Genomic DNA, 231 nt, shown 5'->3' with positions numbered 1-231 from the left:
TCAGAGAAATGACCTGGGATCAGGAGCTGTTTAATAAGCATCTGTATATTCTTGCCGGCCGGGCCAACCCCAAAGGGGGTGAGTTTGAGGGGTCAGAACTTTACTGTATGTTCGCAACCTTCCTGTGTTCTTCGCCCACAACGCTGACAATTGATGGCTCGTCGCCGTCCTTTACCTCTGCCACATGGGCGGCACGTATTCTGGTTAAACCAACCGCCTCGACCTATATTA

1 protein-coding gene is annotated in these 231 nt (G+C 51.1%); it reads left to right on the top strand.

The window, feature by feature from the left end:
* Window positions 1–231: carbohydrate porin (locus HK25_RS12385; RefSeq protein WP_143296023.1), on the top strand; the 231-nt coding region annotated here is incomplete at both ends.

The sequence above is a fragment of the Acetobacter sp. DsW_059 genome, from assembly GCF_002153695.1.
In the GTDB taxonomy this organism is placed as follows: Bacteria; Pseudomonadota; Alphaproteobacteria; order Acetobacterales; family Acetobacteraceae; genus Acetobacter; species Acetobacter thailandicus.
The sequence above is the reverse complement of the archived record's forward strand: the minus strand, read 5'-3'. Positions and strand labels throughout refer to the sequence as shown.